This is a genomic window from Ferrimonas sp. YFM, from assembly GCF_030296015.1.
GTDB lineage: Bacteria > Pseudomonadota > Gammaproteobacteria > Enterobacterales > Shewanellaceae > Ferrimonas.
Window position 1 is genome coordinate 2,426,238 of record NZ_AP027368.1, and the last position, 26,607, is coordinate 2,452,844.

Annotated in this window: 23 protein-coding genes, 2 tRNA genes and 1 pseudogene; 8 read left to right on the top strand and 18 right to left on the bottom strand. The window is 54.2% G+C overall.

From position 1 onward, the window contains the following. Positions 1-29: 29 nt before the first annotated feature. From norV to QUE41_RS11275, 3 genes are all read left to right on the top strand, one after another. Positions 30-1,499, top strand: coding sequence for an anaerobic nitric oxide reductase flavorubredoxin (gene norV / locus QUE41_RS11265; RefSeq protein WP_286339143.1), 1,470 nt, complete (start codon positions 30-32; stop codon positions 1,497-1,499). After that, positions 1,496-2,638 carry an NADH:flavorubredoxin reductase NorW gene (norW, locus tag QUE41_RS11270; RefSeq protein WP_286339144.1) on the top strand — a complete coding sequence of 381 codons (1,143 nt, stop codon included), beginning with the start codon at positions 1,496-1,498 and terminating at the stop codon, positions 2,636-2,638. The genes norV and norW overlap by 4 nt, the downstream gene beginning before the upstream one ends. Positions 2,639-2,769: 131 nt before the next feature. Then, on the top strand, positions 2,770-3,105 hold the full coding sequence (locus QUE41_RS11275) for a TehB family protein (RefSeq protein WP_286339145.1): 336 nt from the start codon (positions 2,770-2,772) through the stop codon (positions 3,103-3,105). Between the two features lie 82 nt (positions 3,106-3,187). Here the strand turns inward: QUE41_RS11275 and QUE41_RS11280 are convergent, their stop codons facing one another. The 5 genes and pseudogenes from QUE41_RS11280 to QUE41_RS11300 all read right to left on the bottom strand — a co-directional run bounded on the left by QUE41_RS11280 (position 3,188) and on the right by QUE41_RS11300 (position 10,126). Next, on the bottom strand, positions 3,188-5,068 hold the full coding sequence (locus QUE41_RS11280; protein WP_286339146.1) for a methyl-accepting chemotaxis protein: 1,881 nt from the start codon (positions 5,066-5,068) through the stop codon (positions 3,188-3,190). Between the two features lie 663 nt (positions 5,069-5,731). Beyond that, complete coding sequence (locus QUE41_RS11285; RefSeq protein ID WP_286339147.1) at positions 5,732-6,775, bottom strand: DcaP family trimeric outer membrane transporter; 1,044 nt, start codon at positions 6,773-6,775, stop codon at positions 5,732-5,734. Positions 6,776-6,928: 153 nt separating this feature from the next. Continuing rightward, positions 6,929-7,327, bottom strand: coding sequence for a cytochrome c3 family protein (locus tag QUE41_RS11290; RefSeq protein ID WP_286339148.1), 399 nt, complete (start codon positions 7,325-7,327; stop codon positions 6,929-6,931). A gap of 27 nt (positions 7,328-7,354) precedes the next feature. Next, a pseudogene (gene ardA, locus QUE41_RS11295) lies at positions 7,355-8,877 on the bottom strand (acrylate reductase flavoprotein subunit ArdA). A gap of 619 nt (positions 8,878-9,496) precedes the next feature. Next, positions 9,497-10,126 carry a hypothetical protein gene (locus tag QUE41_RS11300; RefSeq protein ID WP_286339149.1) on the bottom strand — a complete coding sequence of 210 codons (630 nt, stop codon included), beginning with the start codon at positions 10,124-10,126 and terminating at the stop codon, positions 9,497-9,499. On the opposite strand from QUE41_RS11300, the gene QUE41_RS11305 reads away from it, so the two are divergent. Together QUE41_RS11305 and QUE41_RS11310 are read left to right on the top strand one after the other, a co-directional pair. Further along, entirely contained in the window at positions 10,091-11,194 is a 1,104-nt protein-coding gene (locus tag QUE41_RS11305; protein ID WP_286339150.1) for a cytochrome c3 family protein, read from the top strand. The two genes, QUE41_RS11300 and QUE41_RS11305, sit on opposite strands and share 36 nt — an antisense overlap. A gap of 46 nt (positions 11,195-11,240) precedes the next feature. Beyond that, positions 11,241-12,059 (top strand): LuxR C-terminal-related transcriptional regulator, encoded by an 819-nt coding sequence (locus QUE41_RS11310; RefSeq protein ID WP_286339151.1) that lies wholly within the window; start codon positions 11,241-11,243, stop codon positions 12,057-12,059. Between the two features lie 58 nt (positions 12,060-12,117). Here QUE41_RS11310 and QUE41_RS11315 read toward each other — a convergent pair whose 3' ends face one another. From QUE41_RS11315 to QUE41_RS11340, 6 genes are all read right to left on the bottom strand, one after another. Further along, on the bottom strand, positions 12,118-12,663 hold the full coding sequence (locus QUE41_RS11315) for a SixA phosphatase family protein (RefSeq protein ID WP_286339152.1): 546 nt from the start codon (positions 12,661-12,663) through the stop codon (positions 12,118-12,120). A 136-nt stretch (positions 12,664-12,799) separates the two neighbouring features. After that, positions 12,800-14,239 (bottom strand): hypothetical protein, encoded by a 1,440-nt coding sequence (locus QUE41_RS11320; protein WP_286339153.1) that lies wholly within the window; start codon positions 14,237-14,239, stop codon positions 12,800-12,802. 419 nt (positions 14,240-14,658) lie between these two features. Next, positions 14,659-15,135 carry a GNAT family N-acetyltransferase gene (locus tag QUE41_RS11325; protein ID WP_286339154.1) on the bottom strand — a complete coding sequence of 159 codons (477 nt, stop codon included), beginning with the start codon at positions 15,133-15,135 and terminating at the stop codon, positions 14,659-14,661. A 138-nt stretch (positions 15,136-15,273) separates the two neighbouring features. Beyond that, positions 15,274-15,363, bottom strand: a complete 90-nt coding sequence (locus QUE41_RS21575; RefSeq protein ID WP_353506876.1) for a hypothetical protein — start codon at positions 15,361-15,363, stop codon at positions 15,274-15,276. 360 nt (positions 15,364-15,723) lie between these two features. Continuing rightward, the gene (gene gltS, locus QUE41_RS11335) at positions 15,724-16,947 is read right to left on the bottom strand and encodes a sodium/glutamate symporter (protein WP_286339156.1); all 1,224 of its coding nucleotides are present in this window, start codon (positions 16,945-16,947) and stop codon (positions 15,724-15,726) included. 668 nt (positions 16,948-17,615) lie between these two features. Beyond that, positions 17,616-18,053: a hypothetical protein gene (locus tag QUE41_RS11340; RefSeq protein WP_286339157.1), complete on the bottom strand. Its 438-nt coding sequence runs from the start codon at positions 18,051-18,053 to the stop codon at positions 17,616-17,618. Positions 18,054-18,673: 620 nt separating this feature from the next. On the opposite strand from QUE41_RS11340, the gene QUE41_RS11345 reads away from it, so the two are divergent. Beyond that, positions 18,674-19,822 carry a hypothetical protein gene (locus QUE41_RS11345; protein WP_286339158.1) on the top strand — a complete coding sequence of 383 codons (1,149 nt, stop codon included), beginning with the start codon at positions 18,674-18,676 and terminating at the stop codon, positions 19,820-19,822. Positions 19,823-19,892: 70 nt separating this feature from the next. On the opposite strand, the gene QUE41_RS11350 is transcribed toward QUE41_RS11345, so the two are convergent. From QUE41_RS11350 to uvrY, 6 genes are all read right to left on the bottom strand, one after another. Next, the gene (locus QUE41_RS11350) at positions 19,893-20,189 is read right to left on the bottom strand and encodes a hypothetical protein (protein ID WP_286339159.1); all 297 of its coding nucleotides are present in this window, start codon (positions 20,187-20,189) and stop codon (positions 19,893-19,895) included. Between the two features lie 225 nt (positions 20,190-20,414). After that, positions 20,415-20,501 (bottom strand) — tRNA-Leu (locus tag QUE41_RS11355). Positions 20,502-20,506: 5 nt separating this feature from the next. Further along, a tRNA-Cys gene (locus tag QUE41_RS11360) sits at positions 20,507-20,580 on the bottom strand. Positions 20,581-20,698: 118 nt separating this feature from the next. Beyond that, positions 20,699-21,253: a CDP-diacylglycerol--glycerol-3-phosphate 3-phosphatidyltransferase gene (gene pgsA / locus QUE41_RS11365; protein ID WP_084644089.1), complete on the bottom strand. Its 555-nt coding sequence runs from the start codon at positions 21,251-21,253 to the stop codon at positions 20,699-20,701. Positions 21,254-21,304: 51 nt separating this feature from the next. Then, complete coding sequence (uvrC, locus tag QUE41_RS11370) at positions 21,305-23,143, bottom strand: excinuclease ABC subunit UvrC (RefSeq protein ID WP_286339160.1); 1,839 nt, start codon at positions 23,141-23,143, stop codon at positions 21,305-21,307. A gap of 11 nt (positions 23,144-23,154) precedes the next feature. Then, a complete protein-coding gene (gene uvrY / locus QUE41_RS11375) occupies positions 23,155-23,796 on the bottom strand; it encodes a UvrY/SirA/GacA family response regulator transcription factor (RefSeq protein ID WP_286339161.1) in 642 nt (213 codons plus the stop codon). A gap of 498 nt (positions 23,797-24,294) precedes the next feature. Here uvrY and gloA point away from each other — a divergent pair, with 498 nt between their 5' ends. After that, positions 24,295-24,708, top strand: a complete 414-nt coding sequence (gloA, locus tag QUE41_RS11380; protein ID WP_286339162.1) for a lactoylglutathione lyase — start codon at positions 24,295-24,297, stop codon at positions 24,706-24,708. Positions 24,709-24,743: 35 nt separating this feature from the next. Then, complete coding sequence (locus QUE41_RS11385; RefSeq protein WP_286339163.1) at positions 24,744-26,171, top strand: Mur ligase family protein; 1,428 nt, start codon at positions 24,744-24,746, stop codon at positions 26,169-26,171. Here the strand turns inward: QUE41_RS11385 and QUE41_RS11390 are convergent. Beyond that, positions 26,165-26,428 carry a hypothetical protein gene (locus QUE41_RS11390; protein WP_286339164.1) on the bottom strand — a complete coding sequence of 88 codons (264 nt, stop codon included), beginning with the start codon at positions 26,426-26,428 and terminating at the stop codon, positions 26,165-26,167. The genes QUE41_RS11385 and QUE41_RS11390 overlap by 7 nt on opposite strands. Positions 26,429-26,607 lie beyond the last annotated feature (179 nt).

A 26,607-nucleotide genomic window follows, 5' to 3' on the forward strand; every position in this document is an offset into this window, starting at 1 on the left:
TGATTTTTTCGATTTTGAGGTACGGCTTCATGGCAATCCACGTAAAAAACAACATCCATTGGGTAGGTCAACGGGACTGGGAGGTACAAGACTTTCACGGCACCGAATACAAGATGACTAAGGGCACCAGCTACAACAGTTATCTGATTCGAGAAGAGAAAACCGTACTGATAGACACCGTCGACCACCGCTTCAGCCAGGAGTTTATTCAGAACCTGGCGATGGAAGTGGACCTGAGCCAGATTGACGCCATAGTGATCAACCACGCCGAAGAGGATCACGCCGGAGCCCTGGCGGCCCTGCTGGAGAAGATCCCCGGTACCCCCATCTACTGCACCGAGAACGCCATCGACTCCATCACCGGCCACCATCACCGCCCCGACTGGAATTTCCAGCCAGTAAAAACCGGAGACAGCCTGGACCTGGGCAATGGCAAACAGCTGGTGTTCGTCGAAGCGCCCATGCTGCACTGGCCCGACAGCATGATGACCTACATGACCGGAGACGCCGTGCTGTTCTCCAACGACGCCTTCGGTCAGCACTACTGCGACGAACGCCTGTTCAACGATGAAGTGGATCAGGCCGAACTGTACGAGCAATGCCTGCGCTACTACTCCAACATCCTCACCCCCTTCAGTGCCCTGGTCATTGCCAAGATCAAAGAGGTGCTGAGCCTGAACCTGCCGGTGGATATGATCGCCACATCCCACGGCATCGTCTGGCGCGACAACCCGGTGCAGATCATCGAAAAGTACCTGGAGTGGGCCGACGATTATCAGGAAGATCGCATCACCATTTTCTACGACACCATGTCCGGCAATACCCGAATGATGGCGGACGCCATTGCCCAGGGGATTCACGACGTCGACCCCGGTGTGGCGGTGAAGGTGTTTAACGTCTCTCGTCAGGACAAGAACGAGATCCTGGCCAACCTGTTCCGCTCCAAGGGCGTGTTGATCGGCTCATCCACCATGAACAACGTGATGATGCCCAAAATTGCCGGCATGCTGGAGGAGATTACCGGCCTGCGATTCAAGAACAAGAAGGCCGGCGCCTTCGGCAGCTTCGGCTGGAATGGCGGCGCGGTTGACCGTATTCATGCCCGCCTGACCGACGCCGGCTTCGAGACGCTGCCCGGCCTGAAGACCAAATGGAAACCTGACGGCCAGGCTATGCAAGTCTGCCGGGAGCATGGACGCCAGGTTGCCCGCCAATGGGCCCTGCACCCGCTTAATGAGGCTCAGCAGCCCATCCAGGCAACACCCTCTGCCCTGCCCCAGGGCCAAAGCACTGAGGCGGTGCCTAGCCCTAGGGCGGCCGATGAGCCGATGCTCTGCACCGTGTGCCAGTGGGTCTACGATCCGGCCCTGGGCGAACCCAATCAGGGCGTCGAGCCTGGAACCGCCTGGTGTCAGGTGCCCGATAGCTTCCTCTGTCCGGAATGCGGTCTGGGCAAGCAGGTGTTTGAGCCCACCGCCCACCAGGAGAACGCCGCATGAGTGCCCCTATCGTCATCGTTGGCAGCGGCTTTGCTGCCTATCAACTGGTAAAGGCGCTGCGTAAGCTTGATGCCGGCCACCCCATTACCGTGGTGACCGCCGACGACGGCCATGAGTACAGCAAGCCGGACCTCAGTCATGTGGCCAGCCGTAATCAGAGGGCCGACGATCTGGTGAAACTCACCGGGGCAGAGTTTGCCGAGCAGCACAACGTCACCCTGATGACGCGACAGACGGTGGAACGCATTGACCCGGTCCAGCAGAGGCTGGAGCTGGCTGACCAACAGCTCAGTTATGGCCAACTGGTGCTGGCCACAGGGGCGCGAGCCATGGTGCCAACCATCGATGGGCTGGCCCCCAACGACATCATGACCCTCAACAGTCTTGGCGAATATCGTCAGCACCAGCAGGCATTGTTGGATGCACAGTCTGTGCTCGTCGTCGGCGCTGGCCTCATAGGCACCGAGCTGGCTATGGATCTCGCCAATGGCGGTAAAAAAGTGGTGCTGACCGACATGGCGCCGCAGCTACTGCCCAGGTTGCTGCCGGAGTTTATCGCCAGCCGGCTGCACTCTTGCCTGAGCAAACAGGCCGTCACTCTGGAACTGGCCACCCTGGTGGAAATTGCAGAGCCACAACCCCAGGGATATCACATTACCCTGGCCAATGGCCATCAGCACCACGTCGATGCCGTTGTCGCCGCCATTGGCCTCAGGCCCAACGTCCAGCTGGCACGCCAGGCCGGTTTGCGGGTGAACCAGGGTATCGTCGTAGACCAACAGATGCGAACCAGCGCAGGCAACATCTTTGCCCTGGGTGATTGCGCCGAGCTCGACGGTCAGGTTCAGCCCTACCTGCAACCTGCCCTGCTGGGCGCCAGTGCGTTGGCCAAAACTCTGCTCGGGACGCCCACCGATGTGGTTCGGGCCAATACTCTGGTTAAGGTGAAAACCCCTCAGTTGCCCATTCAACTGGCCGGGGACACCAGTCGGAGCGATGCTCAGTGGGAGGTCAAGGTGGATGCAGAAGGGATGACCGCCAGTGCCTTTGATACTCAGCAGAGGCTGATAGGCATAGTGACCACAGAGCAACACATGAAGAACGCCTTTCCCCTGTTAAGACAACTGCCCATTGGCTGAGGGGCAAGTGGAAAACGCCCGGCATAGGAAGCCCAGTGGACCACACTGACATCTTGTCTAACGAAGCGATATCGCCAGAACACCAGCTGTGCCTTGGTGCACAGATTGATTGAATCAGAGAGGAACAGAACATGAGCCATCAACGTATTCCGGCCCATTGGACCATTCAACGTTCAACGCCGTTTTTTACTAAGGAGACGGTGCCCGCCGCCCTGTTGTCTCACCACAACACCGCCGAAGGGGTATTCGGCCAACTGTGCGTCATGGAGGGCGTCGTCACCTATTTCGGCTTCCCGGATAAGGACGCCACCGAGCACGAGATCAAAGTGGTGATCCCGGCCGGTCAGTTTGCCACCAGCCCACCCCAGTACTGGCACCGCATCGAATTGTCCGACGACGCCCAGTTCAACATCAACTTCTGGTCAGAGAAGGAGAAAGGTGACCAGCCCTTGTTCAACGTACGCTGATTACTGCCCATCTCAATATGAGGTGACCCGCTAAACCTAGCCAGGCCTCGACCATTGTCGAGGCCTGGTCTGGTTAAAGCGCTTAGACGGTAAAGAACTCCAGCTCTCTCTTTTGCTTCTCGGACAGCTCGGCCAGTGCCCTTACCGAGGTGCTGACCTGATAAGCGTATGCAACATTCTGATTCACCAGATCAAAGGCCAGGGCGGTATTTTTCGAGATGTCCTCGGTCACACAAAACTGTTCCTGAGATGAGGTTGCCAGCAGTGAATTGATGTCTGCTATGGACTTCACCGAATTGGTGATCTCTTCAAAGGAGGATTTCACCTCTTCCGTCGCTTGTACCGACTCGGCAATCAGGCTGACGTTGCGGCTCATGTTTTCCGTTGCCGCTTGGGACTGTGTCTGCAGCTTGTCGATAAGCTCTTTGATGCTCACCGTCGACTGCTGAGTCTTGGACGCCAGGTTTCTGACCTCATCGGCGACCACAGCAAATCCTCGACCATGTTCCCCGGCCCGGGCTGCCTCAATGGCGGCATTGAGCGCCAGGAGGTTGGTTTGCTCTGAGATGCCCTCAATCACATCGGTGACGCTGCCAATTTCCTGGGCATACTCGGTCAGTTCCCGCACCGTCAGCTCTGACTCGCCGATGGCGCGATTGATGCTATCCACCAAAACAATGTTGTTTTCCAGTGTGTGCTTGCCGGACTCGGAGCTCTCCTGCGCCTTCAACGTCGCTTCCTGAGCCACAGCCGCATTGGCGCTCATCTCCTGAGAGGTGGCTGACAACTCGTTGATCGCCGTAGACACCTGCTCTACCTGACTGAGCTCCTCCTTGGCATTGCTGCCGGATTTATCCATCGCCTCCGTCAGCTCCACGCAGGAGTTAGCCACATCGCCGGCCAGTTTATGGGAGTTGTGAATGAGCGCCTTCAGCTTCTCTGACAGATCGATAACCGATGCGTGGATGCCGCTCTCAGAGCCATCTTTATTGAATTGCTGCACCAGATTCCCCTGAGACAGAGCCTTCACAATGGCTTCAATCTCTTTGGGCGCCCCGCCCACCGGCTTGAGAATCAATCTGTCTACTAGGACCTGAACCACACACAGGGACAGAATCAGGCTGAGAACGCCGATGACCACAGACTTCAAAAGCTGCGCTTGCGCGCCTTGTTCTATCACTTCATCGCGGAAGACGGTCACGAACTGCCACTGAACCATGGGTAGGTCTCCCCACAGCGCGGTTGCGGGTACATCGACTCCATCCACAACGGCCACATAACTTAACTCACGATGATCGGCATTGAAGTTACGGTAACCGGGTCTCTCCTGGTAAACGTTTTTGCCGACCTGCTCCGGGTAAGGAGACACCAGCAAGGTGCCCTCTGCGGTATAGACAAACATATCATCACGGCTGGAATACCCTTCCAGCACGGAGTCCAGATAGACATTGGACAGAATCGCCGCACTGTCGCTGACTCTGTGCGCCATACCCAGCACCTGCTTCTGGGTTACCGCAGACTCAAAAGGCGAGGAGATGTAAAAGTCATCCCCATGAATGAAGATGGCCCTGTAGTACTCTCTATTTAGCTGCTTCACGTTGAAAGAAAGCAGTTTGCCCGACGAGTTGTATATGCTGCCATCTTTGGTAAACAGATATATGCCATCGGTAATGGAGGATTGCGCTTTCTCCAACGCTCTCAGTTGAGCGTTCGCCTCATCGGACAGATGTCGAGAGAATATATCGCCTGCGTCCACCGTTAACGCACCTAACTCTCTTTTGTAAGCAGAAAACTTCTCGCCGAGCTTATCGGAAATTGACACATTTCTTTCTGTTAACAGCCTCTTGTTGAGACTGAGGCTTTCTTTTTGGAATGCATTATAACCTACGAAGGTCATCACAGTGACAACCAACAAGATCAGAGCAGTCAGAGGAGCAAGGATCTGAATCTTAAATTTCTTCATTGAATTCATGGCTATCTTTTAAATTCTGAAATTGTTAAACATCAAACTTTGTCGGCCAGGCTTGCCAGCCTCGCTTAAAGCCGCATTGAAAGAGCGTTCCGTGCAGTTCAAACACCAAGGAGGACCAAGCCTGAACACCTACCCCAGTTGGGTTTGAGGTGTCGTCTCGTACGGAGAGAAGGCAAGTCTACGTTGAGATACTGCGGCGCAGATTTTATCAAACGAATGCAATTGGAATCGCTTCCATATCATTTGGTTCGTCACATCATTGGTGCCGGTAACACAGTTGACATAATGCATGCTTATAAAAAGATTAACGCCAAGCCAACCGGAATAAAAAAGCGGCCCCTCTTTATATGAGCCCCATAAAAAATTCCGCCCAATGGGCGGAATCTTGCCTGAAAACCAGGCCAATCGTCGGAGGGTGATATGAAACGCTAAAGGCTCATGTGCATTCGCAAAATGACAACCAAACTGAGCCTTATTAAAAGAGTACTTTAGTAATCGATTCCAAAACCTGAGCTTCCTCCCCGGTTTATAAAATGGACTTAACACAATGCCATTTTGACTTCAGGGGAGATCACACATTACCGTTTAAAAAAGTACTTCAATTTAGGCTCGGGCACCTGAATTCATACCCAGGTGCCCGATACGCGGCCTTAGTTACAGGGCGTAACGAATGGAGAACTGACCGTACATGGAGTCAACATCTTCATGGTCGATGGCGTAGTTACCTACCTCCAGTCCCATGGCCAGCTCCTTGGTGAAGTTCTTAAACAGGTTCACGCCCCACTGGCTGGTTTCATTACCGGAGACGTCGCCTTCGATGTGACCGTAGATCAGTGTAGTGCGCACGGTGTCATTCCAGAAGTGGCGATAGGCGATGTTGTACGCGGTGGTGTCTTCCACCTCTTCACCCACCAGATCCTTCACCGCAGCAGTACCCACATAACGGCCCAGATCGCCTTTGTGTACCTGGAAACGCAGATCGTCTTTACCGAAGGTGTTGATGCGACCGGCAATGGAGAAGCCCATGGCGTTCTCCGTTTCACCGCCGTTGGTGTTCAGCTGACGAGCCAGGCCTGCCACAGAAACATTACCCCAGTCCCCTTTGAAGGTGTACTTGGCAATGAAGTCCGGCAGCTTGTCGTTGGCGGTGTCGCCACCGAAGCTCTCGGGGTTTTCGATGGACAGCTGCAGGCCACCGTTGGTGTAACGGATCTGGCCCTGACGGATGAAGGAGATACCCATCATGGTGCTTCCGAAATCCGCGGTCTCACCAATGGCGCTGGTGTTCATGAAGGTAGACCAGGTCTGACCGGCAGTGATGTTTTTGTACTTCACGAATGCATGACGCATGCGGGGGTTCAGGGAGTTGGAGATCACCTGGTTACCGCCACCGCCGAAGAAATCCATCTCGATGAAGCCAACCAGATCGCCATGGATGTACTTGGTGTTAAAACGGGTTTCGTTGGCAAAGATGCGGATTTGAGAGGCACTCTCCTCAAGAGGCGTACCACCACCAGTCCACTGGTCCTTGTAGGCCACATCGCCATCCACGTAACGGACATCGGCCTTGATGTAACCGCCGAAGATCAGCTTGTCGTTGTCGTTCAGTTCAATTTCATATCCCGCCATGGCAGGAAGGCTGACGGCAGCCAGAGAACCAAGAACCATCGCGTTTTTCAGAGTGCTTTTCGCAGACATAATAGTTATCCGTGTCATTCATCATCTTTTCCCAGCTTCAGATTTCGGGCACAGGGGCGCCGCTACAGATCACTGAGGCGATCTGCACAGAGTTATTCGAAAGCTGAGATTGGGGTGAAAAGGCAGGGAGATGCACTCCCTGCCAATCAAAAGTTACTGCTTGTGCTTGGTAAACTTGAAGGTGTGGCAGTCATTACACAGTGGCTGCTTGGCTTCGTGCTCACCGTGACAAACGGTACAAGGTACCTCTTTGCCGTAGTGCAGGTTGTTGTGAGGGTTCTGCCACAGCTCGTCACCCTTGCGAGCGGTCTTCTTCGCCAGCTTGTCCGCTTTGTGACACTTCAGGCAGGCGTCGTCCGCAGGGCGGTGAGAAGGCGCGTTGGTGCCGTGACAAACCTTACAGTTGTCCTTTTTGTAGAACTTCTGGTGGTAGCTGCGACCGTCCATCATGCCTTGGTCGGTCAAAGAAGCGTCCGCCTTGATCTCAGCAGCAACGTTAGTGCTTGCCAGTACTGCAGCAACAGCAGCCAGGGTCATTAACTTTTTCATCATCTAATCCTCATTAATTCCGTTACTGACTCAGGCGCCCATGATGCTGCGAGCAGCGGTCATGCCCATTACCATACAATCTGGAATGGAGCAGCTACCCAGACGGCTCACGCCGTGCATACCACCGGCCACTTCGCCCGCGGCGTACAGGCCTTCGATGCGCTTACCGGTAAAGGAATCCTTAACCTCGGCCTTGGTGTTGATCTGAACACCGCCCTGGCAGTAGTGAACCTTGGGCCACAGACGAACCACGGTGAAGGGGGCTTTCAGGTATTTGCCTTTGGCTTTACCCATGTTCTTACCGAACTGCTCATCGTTACCGGTCTTCACGTAGCCGTTGTACTCTTCGATCTGCTCTTGCAGAGGCTTCAGAGGCACGTCGAAGTGCTTGGCCAGCTCTTCCAGAGAGTCGAACTTCCAGCCCACACCGTACTTCAGTACTTTCTTGCAGTTGGGGTGCTGCTTGGCGTGCTCGTAGCTGGTGATCATGATGGGAGGCAGAGGCTTGCCCTGGGCATCACGACAGGCCAGTTCGGCGTCGGCACGGGTCTTACGGTCAGCGATTTCGTTCATGAAACGCTTACCGGTCATGCGGTTAACCGCAATGGAGTGAGGAAGTTGAAGATGGAGTAGTTGGACACATAGCCGAAACCACCTTCATCTGGGGACGCCCAAGGACCGGACTGGATGTGCGCCATGTGCACAGGGATAGCACCCAGACGGAACATCTCGAACATACCTTCACCGGTCGCACCCTTGGCGTTGGTACAGCCTACTTCGGCGGTCAGGGTAGGATCCTGAGCCATACGCAGGTCAACGTTCTGAGCGAAACCACCGGTGGCCATGATCACGCCGCGGGTAGCGCGTACGTTGATCTCTTCTTCCAGCTCTGGGTTTTCGTCTTCGAAGTAGTAGCCTTTGTTCAGACGCACACCGACAACCTTGCCAGCGTCATCCAGGATGAAGCCGTTGAACTTGGTGCGAGGGACCATGTTCACGCCCATCTTGCGGCACTCACGCAGCAGAGGCTGGGTGATACCGGCGCCACAGCTAACGGTGGTCTGGTAGGTACGAGGTACGGAGTGACCACCCAACTGTTGCAGGTAGGGGTGGAATTCGGCACCGGCGTCGATGGTCATCTGCAGAGCTTCCATGGCGTGAGAGGCCACGTGACGCAGCAGAGCTTCGTCGGCAATACCACGACCGGCTTTCAGCTGATCGTTCACCATGCGCTCGACAGAGTCTTTCACACCCTTCTCTTTCTGCATGGGAGTCTGAGGCGCAGCGAACAGACCACCGTTAATGGCGGAGTTACCACCGAAAACAGGCATCTTTTCGAAGATGGTGACAGACTTACAGCCTTTGCGGGCCGCTTCGATGCCAGCGGCCAGGCCGGCGAAGCCGGAGCCGATAATGGCGATTTCGACAGTCTCGTCCCACTTCACGCCTTTGGCGCTGACGGAGGTAGCCATGGCAGGTGCGGCCATTACTGCACCGGCTGCACCCAACCCTTTAATGAAGTTACGGCGTCCTAGCATATTAACTTTACTCATTTGGTTCTCACCCTTGTTTTAGTTAATCGGGTGTTAGCGTAGTGTTGGAACCGGTTCCAAGTTGCGAGGATGTCGACCGTTATCAGTTACAGAGGAGTTACATGGTCAAACTTTAGAGTTAAGTCACCATTTGAAATAGTTTACTTATTTTAATCATGTATGCAGTGCATAAAGGACACTGACAATATTCCATTATTGACTGGCATCTAATTAATTTCTTCGAATGGCATTGTTTAATTTCACTGCTGGATAATGACAACTACAGCCATCAATGACTATAAAAGGCCCAAGATTGATATCTAAATTCGATATTTGAGCCAGAATAGTAATGGTTCCCATTTGAAGCCCTAAGCCCCTCTATGCCGCAGTAATGACCTCGCCCACATCACATTTCATCACTTTGGTCGAATAGCTACGTATTCGCACAGGGTTTGCAAAGAGTGTGGTTTTTAGACTCTGCCCTTATAAAAACAACCTAAACCAAGGAGCAGTGATGATTTTCAAACCCAAGTTCGTGTGGCCCCTTCTGGCCACAGCGGTTGCGCTAAGTGGTTGTGGCAGTGACGACAACACATCAAAGAAGCCACTACCACCAGTACCGCCAGATCAGGAGCACAATCTACGCCCCTATGACAACGTCTTTGGTGCTCTGCCAAACCACACTATGGCTGGCAAGACCGTGTACTTTTACTGGAATGAACGGGAAAACAACGACGGCGCCTTGGACGTTGTCCCTCCTGCCTCCAAGCCCATTGTCATTCGAGGCGACGATATAATTCACTGGCTCGACCAAAACCATGGGGGCGAATCTGTCCGCAACGGTTTTATCCAAACCTTTAAGCCGGGCAATTTTTCCTCCTTCGATATCTTTCTTTATGCAGTCAATAATCGCCAGGATGAAGTTTGTCAGCGATGGGGGCGCGAGCCGGGCTGCGATCTCAATGTGAAATATCAGTGGGACGAGCAGCGAGGCACCTTCGAATTCAGCATAAACGGCGAGACCAATTGGAAATTTGCCCAAGACTACTCTGGCGGGATTGAGCAGGAGCAGGGAAACTGGGGACTGGAGATTACCGAACATCAGCGCCCGGACCAGGTGATTGCCAAAGACGGAATTCAGGTAGGCATTGCCCCTTATGATCAACAGAAAGTGGACTTTTTCAAAGAGGTTCAACGAGCGGAAATAGCCCGCCTGAATGCCAACGGCGGCAAGGTGATCGTCGATCTGGTCAACATCCACGGTCTGCATAAGGAGTCCGTCGACGTGGCCGCCTTGGGTATGGTGAAGCAGTACATCACCGGTTACGTAGATGACATGGGTAATCCAGGCACCATGCCCGGCAAACCCGGCTCCAAGTGGCTCAACCCGATATTCTCTCCCAACGTTGAAGATGCCGAGATTGACGAAAACGGCCAGCCTAAGTCTCACTGGGGCTATGAAACCGAAAACGGCTTCATTGGATGCGGCATTACCGGCATGTCCTGCGTATTCAGTGAAGAAGCGGTCACCTTAACCAATCTTGAGGTCACTGCCCACAACATTCGCCCGGATTACTACTATGACGGAGTGATCACCATGGCGGATGTGGCCCTGTCACTCAATGACCATGTAGACGCCAACGGCAATAAGAACCACTCTGCCAGCCTGGTGATATGGCCCACTCTGGATACAGGCGCTAAAGTCGAGAGCTATGCCATCGATACCATTGACGGCCTGGGCACCAGCGGCTTCTACGGCTGGAACTATGGCTGGCATCATCTGATGGCTCTGGGAAATCCAGAGATGGACATCGGCGGTGGGAACTCGCCCCATATGGTTGGTGACATGGCCATTCTCACCAGTCCAGACTCCATCAGCTTCTACTACACCAATATGTATGAACAGTACTACGAAGTTCAGCAGAACGTTGCTGGGGATGCCGCCGATCCCTACCGACTGACTCGCAGTAATGTGCTTACCCCCAAGTTCCCTCTACCCGAGACCCACTTTGGCCGAGGCGTGGCAGACTGCGGCATGTGCCACAGTGCAGCGGATATGAATTTCGATTCCGGCAACGCCGCTCACAAGGGTGAGATTGAACCAGCGAAATGTGCTGAGTGTCACGGCAGCAATGGGGCACCCAAAGGCCATAATAAAGTGGCGGGATGCTACCGCTGCCATCAGAGCATGACAGGCCATGGTGATGCCGTCGTTGCCAACAAAACGGTACACCCGTTTGAGCAAACCGGCAGTGGCCTCAGTAAAGTCATGCCTGATCCCTATGCATGCGTCAGCTGCCACACCAATGATAACCCCCATGTAGTGGGTGGACTGTAATCACCGATTAAGAGGGCGGCTTTGCCGCCCTGTTCTAAGGAGCACCATGAGTACCGAATGGGCTAAAACTTTTCGAGAAAAGAGGCTACCAACCGATTTGACCGAGCAGTTGCAACTTGAGCTTCGTCCTTTCGGAGTCAGCCATTTTTATTACACCTGCTTCTTCAGTGGTGAGATGATTGCAGGAATCGCTTCCCGTAAACGCAGTAACGACTTTAGCTTCGAATCCATCTCATCTCGGACCATGGAAAGAATGCATTATATTGCCTCGCCAGATCCTGGATTCTTGAGATATCTCGCTCGCTATTTTCACTCTTATGGCGACAGCGATGACTGGATGAAGCGTCCCTACCAAAACGAGGTGGTCGTGGTGAAACAAGGCCGCAATCGTCGAATAGAATCTGCCACCTCAGAGCTGAAGATAAACTCCACCGCATTCTACGACACTCGCAAAAACGTCCAGCAGGTTGCTGGCTCCTATTCTCTTCACTCATCTATGCAAACCGATGCCTTTGAGAACGAGCTGAATAGCCAGGAAGGGAGAATTCAGACCATTTTGGAACGATACCACTTGGCCTTTATGGAAGCCTATCCACTGGAACTGAACCCCTGGATGAATCTTGGCATCATCAGCGGCGCCGCCCAAAAAACGCTGCAATTACTGGCCGAAGGGCTCCCCCTCGAAGAAGTCGCCACCAGCCTGTTTATCAGCAAGCGAGGGGTGGACTATCACCTGGAGCAGCTTAAGGTGATCATGGAGGCAGAAAACCGCAGTCATCTTATTGCCAAGGCTTGCGCCTACGGGCTTATCGACTTTACGCCAATCAGGTTCAGACCCGGTCCAACTGGCCAGGATCCAGCCTAGTCTAGATTAAACCGGTCAATGGATAACATCGCCTCGACGAAGGCTTAGACTAATCCTGTTAGAGTGAGCTTTCGCCTTGCTTGCCAACACGCAACATCAGGGTCGACACCTGGCCGGCTCCGCCTGTTTGAAGCAGGTATAAGCGGTCAAACTCCCGCTTTTCATCGATAGGCTGACCCGCTTCGCCACCGAGCAGGGACACCAGTTGTGGTGTGGTATTGCTGTGTCCCACCACCAGCACCTGGCCGCCGCGCTGCTTCAGCTGTTTGGCAAACTCCTTGAGCTTCCTGGGGGAGTAGAGCGACACTGACAATCCCTGTGTATCAGCGGTCGGCTCTGCGGTGTCTCGGGTACGGCGGTAATCGGTGGAGTAAATCGCATCCAGTTGCACACTGCTGAGCAACCTGGACAGGGACTGGGCCCTGCCCTGCCCCTCTGGAGTTAACGCCGGGTCCTTGCCTGACTCCTTTTCGCTGTGACGCACCAGAAACACCGTCAACGGAGTGTCCTTGGCGGCCGCCTCATGGGCAACGGCACTGCCGCTATAACCAAAGGGCACCGCAATGAGTACCAGCAGCAGCCAAACTCGAAATCCTTTCAACATCCTTTAATCCCAGTCATGAAACCAGGCAACAGAGTCTCATTGCCGGGGCCCGGATGGCAACCGGAGAGAGGCTGCTGGAATTCGCCAATGCGATTTCGCCTCTCTTCCTATCGCTCTTTGATTAGGCCCGATGTGATCATTGGGACTCAGCTTTGGTCTCTACTGGCTGCTGCGACTGTGGTTCCGATTCCAGTGGAATGGGCGCAATCCCCTCAGGCAGTCCGCTTTCCGATATATCCACGATCTGCGACCGGTTCATGGTGATCTTGTAACGAGCAAAACAGGGCGGTTCTTTGTTATCACGCACCATCACAATCAAATTGATCTGATAGCGGCGCTCCACCGATTCGCTACTTACCTTGCCGTCAGACTCTTTGTAGATTTTGGCTTTGCCCCGCTCCAGGTAGCGCGCGAAGGGAACCAGACTGAAGTTTATCTGCTCCTGAATCGTCGAATAACCGGCCAGAAACTCCTTCTGTGAAATCCTTGAGCTGATCGCATAGTGCAGGATCTCCGCATCCACTCTGTTCTGACTGTGACGGCGGCGTAATATGTCATTCACCACATCTGGCAGATCCTTATTGTTGATAAAGTCTGCCCATATCAACTGCCGCCCTATCACCGCCTGGCTGGTGGTATCTCGCAGGACTCGGCTCCATTTGGGCCTGCCCTTCTGAATTCTGCGCCAAAGGGCTCTGCGAAGATCATCTTTGAAGATTTCGCGGAACGCGTAGATCACCGCCAGGGTCAAAATTAAAGCCAGGGACAACCCGCTCAGGACACCCTGGGCCTTGATGATCAATGCAGACACAATCAGCATAATCAGACCGGTCGCCACGCCGGTGGTGAGCTTTTTCAGCCCCACGCCCAGAACCTTCAACTCCTCTTTGAGTACCACGCCCTGTTGAATCAAGCGTCTGAGCAGAAGCATCTTATTGGAGATGCGGTTAGGGTCGGTCTTGGTTTGCTCCGAGTTGTACAACTTCGCATCTCGGTAAGCACTCTCGGCACGACAAAGGGCAACCACCTGTTCGATCACCCCACTGTATTCGCTGCTTCGCGGCGCGTGAGACACCAGTTTCAGCAGCCGCTGCTCACAAAACCAAGAGAGGTAATTATCTGCATTCTCAAAGTAGTGCTTCCATTTAGGCTCACTTGGCTCGTTTCGGCGGAACTTCTTCAGCAGCTGGCTGACGATGTCACTCAATTCCGCCAGGGCGGGATAAAACTGTTCGACCTCTTTAATCTGAGCCAACTCTTTACTGTCGGTTTCAATCGCAATGGAGAACTGGTAAGCAAATAGATTCAGATACAGGCGGAACTCTTCGACTGTGCGCTTTTTCAAGCTGGCAAAACGCCCCTGCACCAAAGGCAGATGCAATCCAGTCGAATAATAGGAGCGGCGACCAATCACCGCACTGTGACAATACTCCCCGGCATCCAGGTTTTGAGGATTTACGCCCATATCCTTGGGCAACATAAAGTACAGGTCTATTCGGCGGTGCTTACCGTTGTTCATCTGATGAACAACTTTGAGGGATTGTGATTCCTCTTGTTTAACTACTATTTTTGACACTTAACCTCGAATTTTTAAATTAATCATCGGTCTATACCCCTTCAGTGTAGCACGTAAAGCACCTTAACCTCTGTTCCAGCTTACGCAGGCGGCAACCTCTCCCAGGTGTGACTGTCGCACCAATGAACGACACAACGGCTGCCAGGCCAACCTGAATATGGCCAACACAACAGGTACCTCAGACATCCCCCCTTTTGCATCGGCCCTGAGGTAGTCACTTTCCAGGTGAACAACTTATCCGCCCTGTTCAAATTGATTCTCCGCCGCCACCAAATCCGGCCAAAGTCATCGTAGATTACTGTTTTTATTATGCTTTGAGTGCAGTCACTCTTGGCAAGAGCGCCCTGATGAACAAGTAATCGCGTATGAGAGCAAGGCCACTCCTATAGGGTGGCCTTTTTTACGAAGTCGTGCCAAGGCTACACTGGGTCGAGCTCAAGCAGGTAACCCCGCTCTGCGCCGCTCTCTAGTGGCAGATCCCTTACCTTTTTCCACCCCAGGCTTAGGTACAGCGCCGTTGCAGCCTCCATCTTATCCCAAGTTTCCAGGTAGATGGCACCACACCCTCGGCCGCCAGCACGACGAATCACTTCAGCAATCAGTTGCCGCCCCACGCCCAATCCGCGATGGCGACCACACACATAGAAACCGGTGAGCTTGGCTATACCCGGCTGATACTCCTTGAGTATTGCCGAACCGATAACCTGGCCCTCCACGCAGGCCACCAGCTGTTCCATCGCCCCCTGATACTCCTGGCCGAAATGACCCAGCTCATAATCCAGATGATCAAAATCCGGCACCAGGCCAAAGCTCTCCATAATGGGACCCGCTATGGCTTGAACCACCTTGGCATCGGCCAACACACCATCACGTATGGTAATTACACTGCTCGTCACGCTAGGCCTTATTAATTTACTTGAGGGGCCACTCGGGATACACCGAATGAAAGAGGGCTGGCGATGCTAGCAAGCTGGCCAGCCAGTGGCAAGCCGTTGAATAACAGGCCATTGAAACAGACACCCAAGAATCAATGCTCAGTTCTGATTCTCACTGGTCGCGTCTCGAATACCGTTGGCCTGCTCGAGCAATCTTATGTACTGCTCAAGCGGCGGCATGTTCATCATTTTTCGGCGCGCATCGATATTGGTTTCATCCTCTTTCGCATTGTCTGAACTCTCCTTGTTCAATGAATTCAACCATCATCCACATAAATCATTGTTCATCACGCACGCGCCAGCATGTCACCGATTAAAACCTGGTTTCAACTTCACCTTTGAGTATTAAGTGAACCCGGGGATCAATTTGAAATGAATCTCATGCTTTACCTGTGGCGCCTGATTCTGTGTACTTAAGCACGTGGATAGATTATCCGCCCACTGAAATCATCACTTCGAAATCTAAACGCCGGGTAAACCTGCCACCCGGCGGAGTAAGCAGTCCCAACAAAAAAGCCAGCATCATGCTGGCTTTTCCGGGTTAATGCCTCATCGAATCAGGCTGACGTAAGTCTGAAGCACAATGAGGTTGGTCAGGTCGATAAAGAAGGCACCCACCACAGGCACCACCATAAAGGCCTGGGGCGAGGGACCATGGTGGGACACCAGGGACCCCATGTTCATTACCGCCGTCGGGGTAGCGCCCATGCCAAAGCCGCAATGGCCACCGGAGATGATGGCCGCATCGTAGTTGCCGCCCATCACCCTGAAGGTGACGAAATAGGCAAACAGCGCCAATATCGCCGTCTGGGCACAGAGAATCACCAACATGGGCAATGCCAGGTCCAGCAACTCCCACAGCTTGAGGCTCATCAGCGCCATCGCCAGAAACAGCGACAGGGAGATGGTACCCAGGGCATCGACGGTTTCATTGTTGATCTTATAGACGCCGGTGGCTTCACACAGGTTGGTGATCACCACCCCAACGAACAGCGCATAGACAAAGTCCGGTATGCGCAGCCAATCGATGCCAAAGCCATCCACATAGGCTTTGATGTGGGCCGCACTGGCCACACACAACAACAGAATGAACAGCACCTCGATGCTGTTCTTGGAGGTGATCCTGTCCTGCTCATGGTCGCTGTAGGTCACCAGATCCGGGTGTTCCAGATGGTGGTTCTCACCGTCGCCGAAGGAGGATTTAAGCGCATGTTTGCGTATGAGCCTCTGCGCCACCGGCCCGCCGATGATGCCGCCCATCACCAGACCAAAGGTGGCGGACGCCATGGACAGCTCCAGCGTCTGCAGGCCAAACTCACTGGCAAAGGTCTGGGCCCAAGCCGCACCGGTTCCATGACCGCCGGACAGGGTAATGGAACCCACCACCAGTCCAAGCAGAGGGTCCAGCCCAAGCATCGAACTCAGGCCTACACCTACGCCGTTCTGAATCAGGATGAACACCGTCGCCAAGCCCAGAAACAGGAACACCCGAGAGCCGCCCTGAGCCAGCAACTTGAAGCTGGCCGCCAGGCCAACGGTGGCGAAGAACATCTTCATCAGAGTGCTCTTGATGGCCAGGCTGAACTGAAAATCCACGCCAAAGCGGTGAGCCAAGGCGATGGCAGAGGCCACAATCAGCCCTCCGACTATGGGCTCCGGAATATTGTATCGCCTTAGCAGTGCCACCCGGCCATTAATGAAATAGCCGAGGAACAACACCACAATGGCGATCATCAGAGATTCCAGTTCGTTGATTACAATCACTGAGTTCATGGGTTTATCTTTTTAAGTCATTTTGAACAACCAACTGGGATCACCACCTTGAGGTCAGCATGACCCGGTGCCAGGGGTGTCACCAATTCGGGGTAAAGGGAAGGAGATCCCTAAGACGCGGTCAGCAGTTGTGCCTAGCCACAACCGCGGAAATGAAGCTGGAGGATAGTTTCAATCATGAGGCCAATTTTACCTCCTGAGTGGCCTCTGCACCATCTTGCCAAACGGTGCAAAATCCCCTAGGAGAGCTGGTGTCAGCTTGTTGTTTATGTTGCCTTTATTGCCTCCAGGTTATTGCAAATGGGCACTCATTAAATCCTGCAATCAACCGCCGTCACCACCTTGTTAACGCCCCTGTTTTATCACTGGCCGAGAACGGGGAAAGAGCGAAACTCTTTGATGATGAAATATGGCTTGAAGATCAGCGTCGTTCGGCCGCGATCATCAAAGCATCAGCCCAACCAAAGCGTCCAAGGTAATTCAAAAGTTATCGCCAGGTTGCCACGGCACAATCTTCGCGGAGAGTTCTGATCTGGCCAGCATAATTGGCGCAGCGGAAATTTGACTGACCACTCTTTGGCCACTTTTTCTTATTTTCCTACCTGAAACCGGTGTAAGTCTTTCAAAGTGAGGGGAGTTGAACCGGAAACTGCGGCCCATTGTTGGCGCTAGTCCGCATTTTTGAACTCTGCCTTTCCGTGATGACGCGTCCAGGTGTCCAACTGGGCCGGCGACCAGTTTGTCCGGGGCGCCGATCCTGTGAGCATGGCCCACCAATAGCCGTCCCCGGGGTGTTCGTGCCAGTAATCCAGCACAGCCCCCTTTAACTGACTTTCCTGGGCAAACTTCCAGTCGGTCCGGTAGCCATTAAGCAGCATCGCCGACGCGATGGCGGCAAATCGCGGTTCCTGATTAAGGGTAAGGAGAAGAAATTGATACACCGCCCCCTTCTGGTGTTGCAGGGACCCCAAATCCATCAGAAACAGATTGAGCAGCTGAGCAGGATCGCTGGCCTGGCTATAGAGATCGTTCTCCACCACCCGGTTCGCCACCTCGGCCCACTCCTTTGAGAGACACCCCTGTCTGGCGCACCACTGTTTGGGCACCTGATGGTCCTGTAGATAGACGACAAGTGCAGACAAGCTGGCCACGACCACAAAGATCGTCAGGCCAGCCTGCATACATCGCCAGAACCCTAAGGGCATTCTCGTTATCCTCCAGATAGTTAGCCGAAGCCTCTCTAGGTAGATAACGACCGAAATGTGCTGTTCACTTAAACCAATGAGTGATTTGATGAAATGGCAGTAGCTGATGCCTCAATAGTGGATTACGGCCAGCCGTTGGCTGGTCCTCCCCCATGGCCAACACATGACCAACATAACTGCTGATTCACCCTCTTGTTTTCCGAACCTCTATGTGCAACCAGAAGCTGCCAAAATGTTGGCATTTCCACTGAAGAAAATCGATGTGCGGATGACAGAACAGCACTCGTAAATATTACTCACGCTTTAGCCCTGGCAATAAAAGTCTGTTCACAATAACTCCCTCGCGAATCAATCGCTCTCTGGCCTCATTCTATTCACTGTGAGTCGACACTTCTTGTTATAAGCGCACCGCAAAAACACCTATAAATCAAAGCATTGTCACATTTCAGGCAAACAAGAAGCACGACCAAAATGGCTTTAGATACCATGGCTTGATTCAATCAATAACAAGGAAGTCGTTCATGTTGGAAGTCAGTTCGCTCTTAGTATCGGCGGTACTCAACCTCAGTCCCATGGAGCCACCCATTGATGTCGATGTCGTATTCATCGTGGAACCACAGGCTGTTGAAGAGCTCAACCAAGAGTATATTCGCAATAGAATTAATGAATGGGTGTTTTGGGCCAATCAGGTTGAAGGTGTCCCCTACCCAAAAGTGAAATTTCAAACCAAAGCAGTGTTGCAATCCAACTATGGCAATTTAGCTGATGTGGTTTACACCGCCCCAATTGCCGATATGAATGCAGCAGCCGCAGCCATACAAAATGGGATCTCTGAAGGAGCCGACACAGAGGCCTGGCAGGCGATGCAGAGGTTCGGAGCAGACCTTGTAACCTACGTTGTCCTCGAGCCAGACACTCAAGGCAACACCTCCGGTTCGTCAGGCTACTCGGCCTCCATTCTTTCGCTGACAGACAGTACGCCCGACAGTTGGGCTCATGAAGCGTTTCGACTGGCGGGGCTGGATACATTAGCAGAGGAGGCGTGCACTCAAAAAGACAATGTGATGTGTCCCACCCAGGCGTTAAGAACCGCTTTCCCGCTCAAAGTGAATGAGCAGCAAATTGACTACCTTCACCAGGTGCTCTTTGACCACACCCTGCCGCAAAAACAATGGTTTCATATCACGCCTACCATGGCTGAACTGGCGCAGGCTCAGTTAGAGGTAGTACAGGAAACGCTTAACGAAGAGATGCAGGGAACAGTAGACTTTAGAGTCTGGCTGGCAGATGGCCAGGGACAGGAAGCTACCCTGGATACGCAAGTTTCCGTCGAGATCTACGTAGATTCCGACAGTGCAGAGCCTGGTATCCACTTCGATGACGATTTTACCCAACGTGTAGATTTTCTTCCCGGTGTGTCCAGCAGGAGTGTCAGCCTGAATATCGACCTGTCCGGTACCCAATGGCTCGAACTGGCTGTTGGGGTGCGCTACGGGGAAAAGCTAGGTACAAACCAAGCCCAAAGCTACAACTACGACCATAATGTGGTTTTTCTTCCGGTCCCAGAAGAAAAGTCCACCAGCGGAGGCAGCTTTGATCTCCTGGGTCTGTTCTTCACACTTGCAGCTCTGTGGTGGCGGCGCCTGCTTGTATCCAAGAGGCGCGCTTGATGCCGTACGTCTTTGAGCAATCGCCCTGACAGTAGATGAACGGGGCCTGTTTTCATCCAACAGGCTTCGGTCATGCGCCGTAAACCAGGGTAACCACATCCAACACCATGGCCAAGGTGCCGAAAACAGGGGGCAGCAGTATGCCGGTGACCGCATGGTCAAACAGGCTGATGCAGCCCTTCCACAGCCTGAGAAGCAAGCAGAAGTTTATAGCCCAGCCTGCCACTCCCAGCAGCAGCAACACCATCTCCACTTTCAGCAGGACAAAGCAGAGTTCACTGATGGGATCCAGCGCCCAGTGGTGCAGTGACGCGATAAACGCCCCCAGCATCGAACAGATGACCGGAAAGTAAATAAGGGGAAGCAACAGCTTCGCTTTTAACGCTCCAGGGCTCATGAGTCATCTTCAGTGGGCACGAATTCGGCGACGATAACAAAAAAGCCTAACCTCTAGAAGAAGTTAGGCTTCAATCTGTTATCCAGGGCGCTGAATTTCAACCGCACTCGCCCGGCCCGGTATGAGGCAGAAACAAAAAAGCTCAACCTCTTGAAGAGATTGAGCTTTTATGTGCTAACCACAAGGGTTAGAAGATGGTGCCCCGGGCCGGACTTGAACCGGCACGCTGTTACCAGCGAGGGATTTTAAATCCCTTGTGTCTACCAATTTCACCACCAGGGCTAAAGTGGAGGCGCGTCCCGGAGTCGAACCGAGGTCCACGGATTTGCAATCCGCTGCATAGCCACTCTGCCAACGCGCCAGATGTCCCGTCTTTCGGAACGCTGTGTATTCTACTTAAACCCCTTTGGCGGTCAATAACCTTTTGTAGGTTATGGGGTTAAGTGCTGTGTATTTATGCAATGCCCAGGCTAATTGCTTTATCCGTGGGCAACCAGGTCCTTCCAGGCCGCTTTCAGATACACCAGCATAGACCATAGGGTCAGTGCGGTGGCCACATAGAGCATCACCATGGACAGGTTAATCACCCACTCATTGTAATGGGTGATCAGGCCGGTAATGGCCAGCATCTGGGCGGCAGTCTTGAATTTACCAATCCAGGACACCGCAACGGAGGAGCGCTTGCCCAGCTCCGCCATCCATTCTCTCAGGGCGGAGATAACTATCTCACGGCCAATCATGATGATGGCAGCGATGGTCATCCAGATGGAACCTTCATAGCTTTGCACCAGAACCACCAGGGCGCTGGCTACCATCACCTTGTCCACCACAGGATCGAGGAAGGCACCAAAGGGGGTGGTCTGATTCAGTTTTCTGGCCAGGTATCCGTCAAGTGCGTCGGTAAAGGAGGCCAACACAAAGATGCCCGCAGCGGTCATATAGGCGTACTGCCAGGGGATATAATAGAAAACCAGAAAAAACGGGATCAGGATGAGCCGTAACAGTGTGAGTATATTTGGAATATTTAAGGTCAAAACAAACGCCCTAGCCGGCCCACTTCAGCCGTCAATCATGCCGAAAACCGATCAGTCGCGCAACGCATCATGAATCTTTTGTGCCAGTTCTGTGCTGATTCCTGGCACTTTGCCTATTTCCTCAACACTGGCGCGCTTAAGTTCCTGCATTCCACCCATATATTTGAGCAGAGACTGACGCCTTTTGGCCCCGATACCCGGTATTTGCTCCAGAGTAGATTGTGAACGCGCCTTGCCTCGAGCCGCCCGATGGCCGCTGATGGCAAAACGGTGTGCCTCGTCCCGGATGTGCTGAATCAGGTGCAGCGCCGGCGAGTCCGCGGGCAGATCGATCACCTCACGGGTAAAACCGACGAACAGGGTCTCCAGGCCAGGCTTCCTGCCCTCCCCCTTGGCGACGCCGATCACCAGAGGTGGCTCGATGCCCCGGGCGGTCAGAGTCTCCTCCAAAATGGTTTCCGCCTGGGTCAACTGACCGCGGCCGCCATCGATGAAGAGGATGGTGGGCAGATTGGCCGGGGCGGTCACCTTCTCGAACCGGCGTTTCACCGCCTGGGCCATGGCCGCATAATCGTCCCCAGGAGTGATGCCGTCAATTTTATAACGGCGATACTCTTTCTTTGCGGGGCCCTCGGAATCAAACACCACACAGCTGGCGATGGTACGCTCACCCATGGTGTGACTGATGTCGAAACACTCCATCCTCTCAATGGGGTCGGACAGCTCCAGGGTTTCGTTGAGCAACCGGTAGCGATCGGCAATGGTGGATTTGTGGGCCACCCGGCTGGCCAGGGCGGTAGCCGCATTGGTGGCCGCCAGGCGCTGGAACTGGGCCCGGTCGCTGCGCACCGAATGTTTCAGGGCCACTTTATGGCCACAGCGCTGAACGATCGCCTCCTGCAGCACCTCCTTATCCTCCAGTTCCAAGGGCAGGATGATCTCGGCGGGGATCTGACGCTCCTCCCCTCCCCCCAAGTAGAACTGCATCAGGAAGGAGGCGGTCAGCTCGTCGGTGCCGGTGTCCGCCGGCAGTTTGGGGAAATAACTGCGACTGCCGAGAATCTTGCCCTCGCGAATGAACAGCATGTGACAACAGGCCATCCCCTTGTCGACGGAGACCCCGAGAATGTCCATTTCGCCCAGACTGCCATGGACCCCCTGCTGCTCCTGGACGGTGCGCATCGCCTGAATCTGATCCCGGTACAGTGCCGCTTTCTCAAACTTGAGTTCGGCGCTGGCCTGCTCCATCCAGCCCACCAGTTGGTCAATCACCTGCAGATTCTTGCCCTGGAGGAACAGGGTAGCCATCTTCACCTGCTCGGCGTAATCCTCATCGCTGATCTTGTTTACGCAGGGGGCACTGCAACGCTTGAGCTGATACTGCAGGCAGGGGCGCGATCTGGCCTTGTAATAGCTGTCTTCACACTGACGAATGGGGAACAGCTTCTGCATCAGGTGCAGGCTGTCGCGAACGGCACCGCCATTGGGAAATGGACCGAAGTAGCGTCCCTTGGCACGTCGGGGGCCACGGTGAAACCCCAGCTTGGGATGCCGGTGTTCCGACAAAAAGATGTAGGGGTAGGACTTATCGTCCCGCAGCAGCACGTTGTACCTGGGCATGTACAACTTGATGTAGTCATGCTCCAGGATCAGCGCTTCGGTTTCCGTATGGGTCACGGTCACTTCGATATGACGGATCTGTGCCACCAACGCCTGGGTCTTGGCATCGGGCAGTTGGGCGCGGAAGTAGGAGCTGAGGCGTTTCTTGAGGCTTTTGGCCTTACCGACGTAGATGACGGTCCCACCCGGTGCGTCGTACATGCGATACACACCGGGCTGTGAGGTGACCGTCTTCAGGAAGGCCCTGGAATCAAATTGTGTTTCGGACATTGAGCTGGTTGTCAGAGTTTCTCTGCGTCCAGCATACCATAGCGAATGGCCAGGCGGGTCAGCTCCACATCACCACCGATGTTGAGCTTCTGGAACAGCCGGTAACGATAGCTGTTCACCGTCTTGGGACTCAGGTTCAGACTCTCAGAGATGTCACTGACCTTCTGACCCGAGGTGATCATCATCATGATCTGCAGCTCCCGCTCCGACAGGTCGTCGAAGGGGTTGTCCTCGGTCTTAAACTTGTTCAGCGCCATCTGCTGGGCGATCTCCGGCGACAGGTAGCGCTGACCACAGGCCACCTGGCGAATCGCCTGCACCATCTCTACCGGCGGGGCGTTCTTGGTCAGGTAGCCGGCGGCTCCGGCCTGCATCACCTTGGTGGGGAACGGCTCTTCGGTGTGGATGGTCAGGACAATGATTTTGGCATCGGGATTGAACCGCAAAATCTTGCGGGTCGCCTCCAGACCACCAATACCGGGCATGTTCATGTCCATAAGAATGACGTCGGCATGGTTTTTACGGCACCAATTAACGGCTACCTCACCATCTTCGGCCTCACCGACAACCTTGATGCCACGCTCATCATCCAAGATGCGGCGAATTCCCGTGCGGACCAGGGCATGGTCATCAACTAGATAGATATGGATCAAACTCCATCCCCTTCAGACAAACGATATTCGCTGTTTGAAACAGCCTTTCGATAATACTGTATTGTGGATCGTAATCAAGCAAATCATATGGACGTTTGCACGGAATCTGTACGCTTAAGTTTCCGGGTAAGGCACTGATTTAATGTAAATAAATTATACAATCAGAATTGTCCGAAAAACTGCCTGATAAGCCAGAGGCTCTCAGTTGCTTGTACCAACCACATTTTTTCTGCCAGCTTACCAAGGAAAGCCTGGGTTGAAATCCATTTTTAACCTAACCGCAACACGTGGTGGCAATGGCGCACATCGGCTATGGCAAAACTCTCACCCCACTGCTCGAAGCTTGTTCAACTGGTTGTATTTGCGCAAATAAGTGTCAACACAGCCTTTGCATCACTCCTGGGGTGGGAGACGGATCCCGAATTCTCCGTTTCTGTGGTCGCATCCCTTGGGGTTTATCTTTAAACTTGGCTGCAAACGAACATTAAGGAACGCACCATGCCGCAGATGCTGCACACCATGCTCCGGGTCGGAGACCTGGACCGCTCCATCAAATTCTACACCGACGTACTGGGCATGACCCTGCTGCGCCAATCGGTCAATGAAGAGTATAAGTACACCCTGGCCTTCGTTGGATTCGGCGAAGAGAAGGACGGTCACGCTGTGGTTGAGCTGACCTACAACTGGGGCGTCGAAGAGTATGAAATGGGCAACGCTTTCGGCCACCTGGCCCTGGGCTTCGATGACATCTACGCCGCCTGCGACAAGATCAAGGCCGCCGGCGGAGAGGTAACCCGTGAGCCCGGCCCGGTGCTCGGCGGCAACACCCACATCGCCTTTGTCCGCGATCCTGACGGCTACATGATTGAGCTTATTCAGATGGCCCAAGCCTCTGCCGGCCTGGATAACTGATCCCGTTCTGGCCTGGGTCTCCCAGGCCTTGCTTTATGAATCAAGATTCCCGCCTGCAACAGCTCCACGCACTGCAACCCAAGGCATTCAAGCTGGACAGCCGAGCCATTGAGCCCGGTGACGCCTTCGTGTGCCGGCAGGGGCTGAGCCTCGACAGCCATGAGTTTGCCCAGACTGCGGTGGACGCCGGAGCCATTCTGGTCATCGCCAACACCCCGCTGCAATTGAGCGTCCCCTGCATCGTCACCGCAGGCTTTGCCGACACCCTGGCGCTGCTCAACCGCTACCTGGAGTACCCTGGCGATCATCTGGCGCAGATCGGGGTCACCGGGACCAATGGCAAGACCACCGTGGCCTTTGGTCTCTACCAGTTGCTCGATGGCATTACCCCCAGTTGCTACACAGGCACCCTAGGCAGCCTCTACCAACAACTGCTGACCCCCACCATCAACACCACCCCGGATGCGTTAACCCTGCTGGATCGCTTTAGCACCCTGAGGCGGCTGGGCTTAACCCACCATGTGATGGAAGTGTCCAGCCATGCGCTGGCACAGGATCGGGTAGACCATGTGGCCTTTGACTGCGCCATTTTCACCAACATCACCGAGGATCACCTGGATTTTCACGGCAGTCGCGACAACTACATTCAGTCCAAGCTGAGGCTTCTGGATAAGTTGAAACCGGAAGGCCGCGCGGTGGTGAACCTGGACGATCCCTGCGCCACCATGGTGCTGGACCGCTGTCGCCACCGTGGACCGGCACTGACCCACAGCCGCGCCAATCCAGATGCGGACCTGTACGCCAAGGTGATTCGCTGCGACTTACGCGGCAGTGAGTTCTGGCTGCACCATCAGGGAAACAGATATCGCTGCTCCCTGCCCCTCCCCTTTGAGTTCAACATCGACAACGCCCTGGCGATGCTGGCTGCGGCACTGGTACTGGGTCACCCCCTGGCGCCCCTGCTGGAGAAGCTAAATTGCCTATCGCCGGTTCCCGGGCGCTCTCAAAGCTTGACTCTAAGTGAGAATCGCCAGGTGGTGGTGGACTACGCCCACAACAAAGCCAGCCTGGCAACGCTGATTGCTCAGGCCAGGCGAAGCTGCTCTGGGCAGATTCACACCCTGCTAGGCGTCACCGGCGACCGCCTGGCGGATGCCAAAGAGATAGGCGAAGCCGCACTGGCCCTATCCGATCACTGCTACTTCACTGCGGACAATCCGCTGGGGGTCGACCTCACCCAGTTGCTTGATACCATGGACCCCAGACAGCAAGCCTGTCGAATTAAAGACAGAGCCCAGGCGATACACAGGGCCCTGGATAGGATGGCGCCGGGTGATCTGCTGCTGCTGTGCGGAAAGGGGGAAGAGCGCCATCAATACCTGAGCGCCGATAAGCTCAGCGCCACTCCCTACCTCGGCGATGCCGAGGTGGTCAGGCAATGGCAGGCGGTGGTTGCTCAGTAACCCCGGGAGGAGCGCCTGAGTACCTCTTCGCCATCGATGTGAATGACCACGGTCGGCCAGAAGAGTTGGTAGTTCACCTCCACCTCAATGGGAGCCTCACCCACCTTGCCTACCAGCCTCTGCGTAGAGGGCAATCCGAACAGAGCACCGTTTCTGTCCTGCAGCTCTTTGTCCACGTACAGCCGACTCCCTGCGGCCCAGGTCGAGCTCACCCTGATGGTGCTGCCTTGCCACTCCAGTGACCATTGATGGGCCATCTTATCTCTCCAAAAACTGTTCTGGCCTCAGTCTACCCGGATATTCAACTTAACCAAGCCGGTGGGCGACCGGTTGCTCAGAGTTTCTCCAGGGAAAATTCTTTCTCTGCGCCGCCAATATCAGATGACAACAACCACCACTGTGTGGACAATAGCCCCTGAAATCCCCTAACCAGTCC

Coding starts and splice junctions, on each gene's coding strand:
- norV (WP_286339143.1), top strand. CDS start 30: ATGGCAATCCACGTAAAAAACAACATCCATTGGGTAGGTCAACGGGAC.
- norW (WP_286339144.1), top strand. CDS start 1,496: ATGAGTGCCCCTATCGTCATCGTTGGCAGCGGCTTTGCTGCCTATCAA.
- QUE41_RS11275 (WP_286339145.1), top strand. CDS start 2,770: ATGAGCCATCAACGTATTCCGGCCCATTGGACCATTCAACGTTCAACG.
- QUE41_RS11280 (WP_286339146.1), bottom strand. CDS start 5,068: ATGAAGAAATTTAAGATTCAGATCCTTGCTCCTCTGACTGCTCTGATC.
- QUE41_RS11285 (WP_286339147.1), bottom strand. CDS start 6,775: ATGTCTGCGAAAAGCACTCTGAAAAACGCGATGGTTCTTGGTTCTCTG.
- QUE41_RS11290 (WP_286339148.1), bottom strand. CDS start 7,327: ATGATGAAAAAGTTAATGACCCTGGCTGCTGTTGCTGCAGTACTGGCA.
- QUE41_RS11300 (WP_286339149.1), bottom strand. CDS start 10,126: ATGCAGACCGTGGATGTTGACCAGATCGACGATCACCTTGCCGCCGTT.
- QUE41_RS11310 (WP_286339151.1), top strand. CDS start 11,241: ATGAGTACCGAATGGGCTAAAACTTTTCGAGAAAAGAGGCTACCAACC.
- QUE41_RS11315 (WP_286339152.1), bottom strand. CDS start 12,663: ATGTTGAAAGGATTTCGAGTTTGGCTGCTGCTGGTACTCATTGCGGTG.
- QUE41_RS21575 (WP_353506876.1), bottom strand. CDS start 15,363: ATGATGAACATGCCGCCGCTTGAGCAGTACATAAGATTGCTCGAGCAG.
- gltS (WP_286339156.1), bottom strand. CDS start 16,947: ATGAACTCAGTGATTGTAATCAACGAACTGGAATCTCTGATGATCGCC.
- QUE41_RS11345 (WP_286339158.1), top strand. CDS start 18,674: ATGTTGGAAGTCAGTTCGCTCTTAGTATCGGCGGTACTCAACCTCAGT.
- uvrC (WP_286339160.1), bottom strand. CDS start 23,143: ATGTCCGAAACACAATTTGATTCCAGGGCCTTCCTGAAGACGGTCACC.
- gloA (WP_286339162.1), top strand. CDS start 24,295: ATGCCGCAGATGCTGCACACCATGCTCCGGGTCGGAGACCTGGACCGC.
- QUE41_RS11385 (WP_286339163.1), top strand. CDS start 24,744: ATGAATCAAGATTCCCGCCTGCAACAGCTCCACGCACTGCAACCCAAG.
- QUE41_RS11390 (WP_286339164.1), bottom strand. CDS start 26,428: ATGGCCCATCAATGGTCACTGGAGTGGCAAGGCAGCACCATCAGGGTG.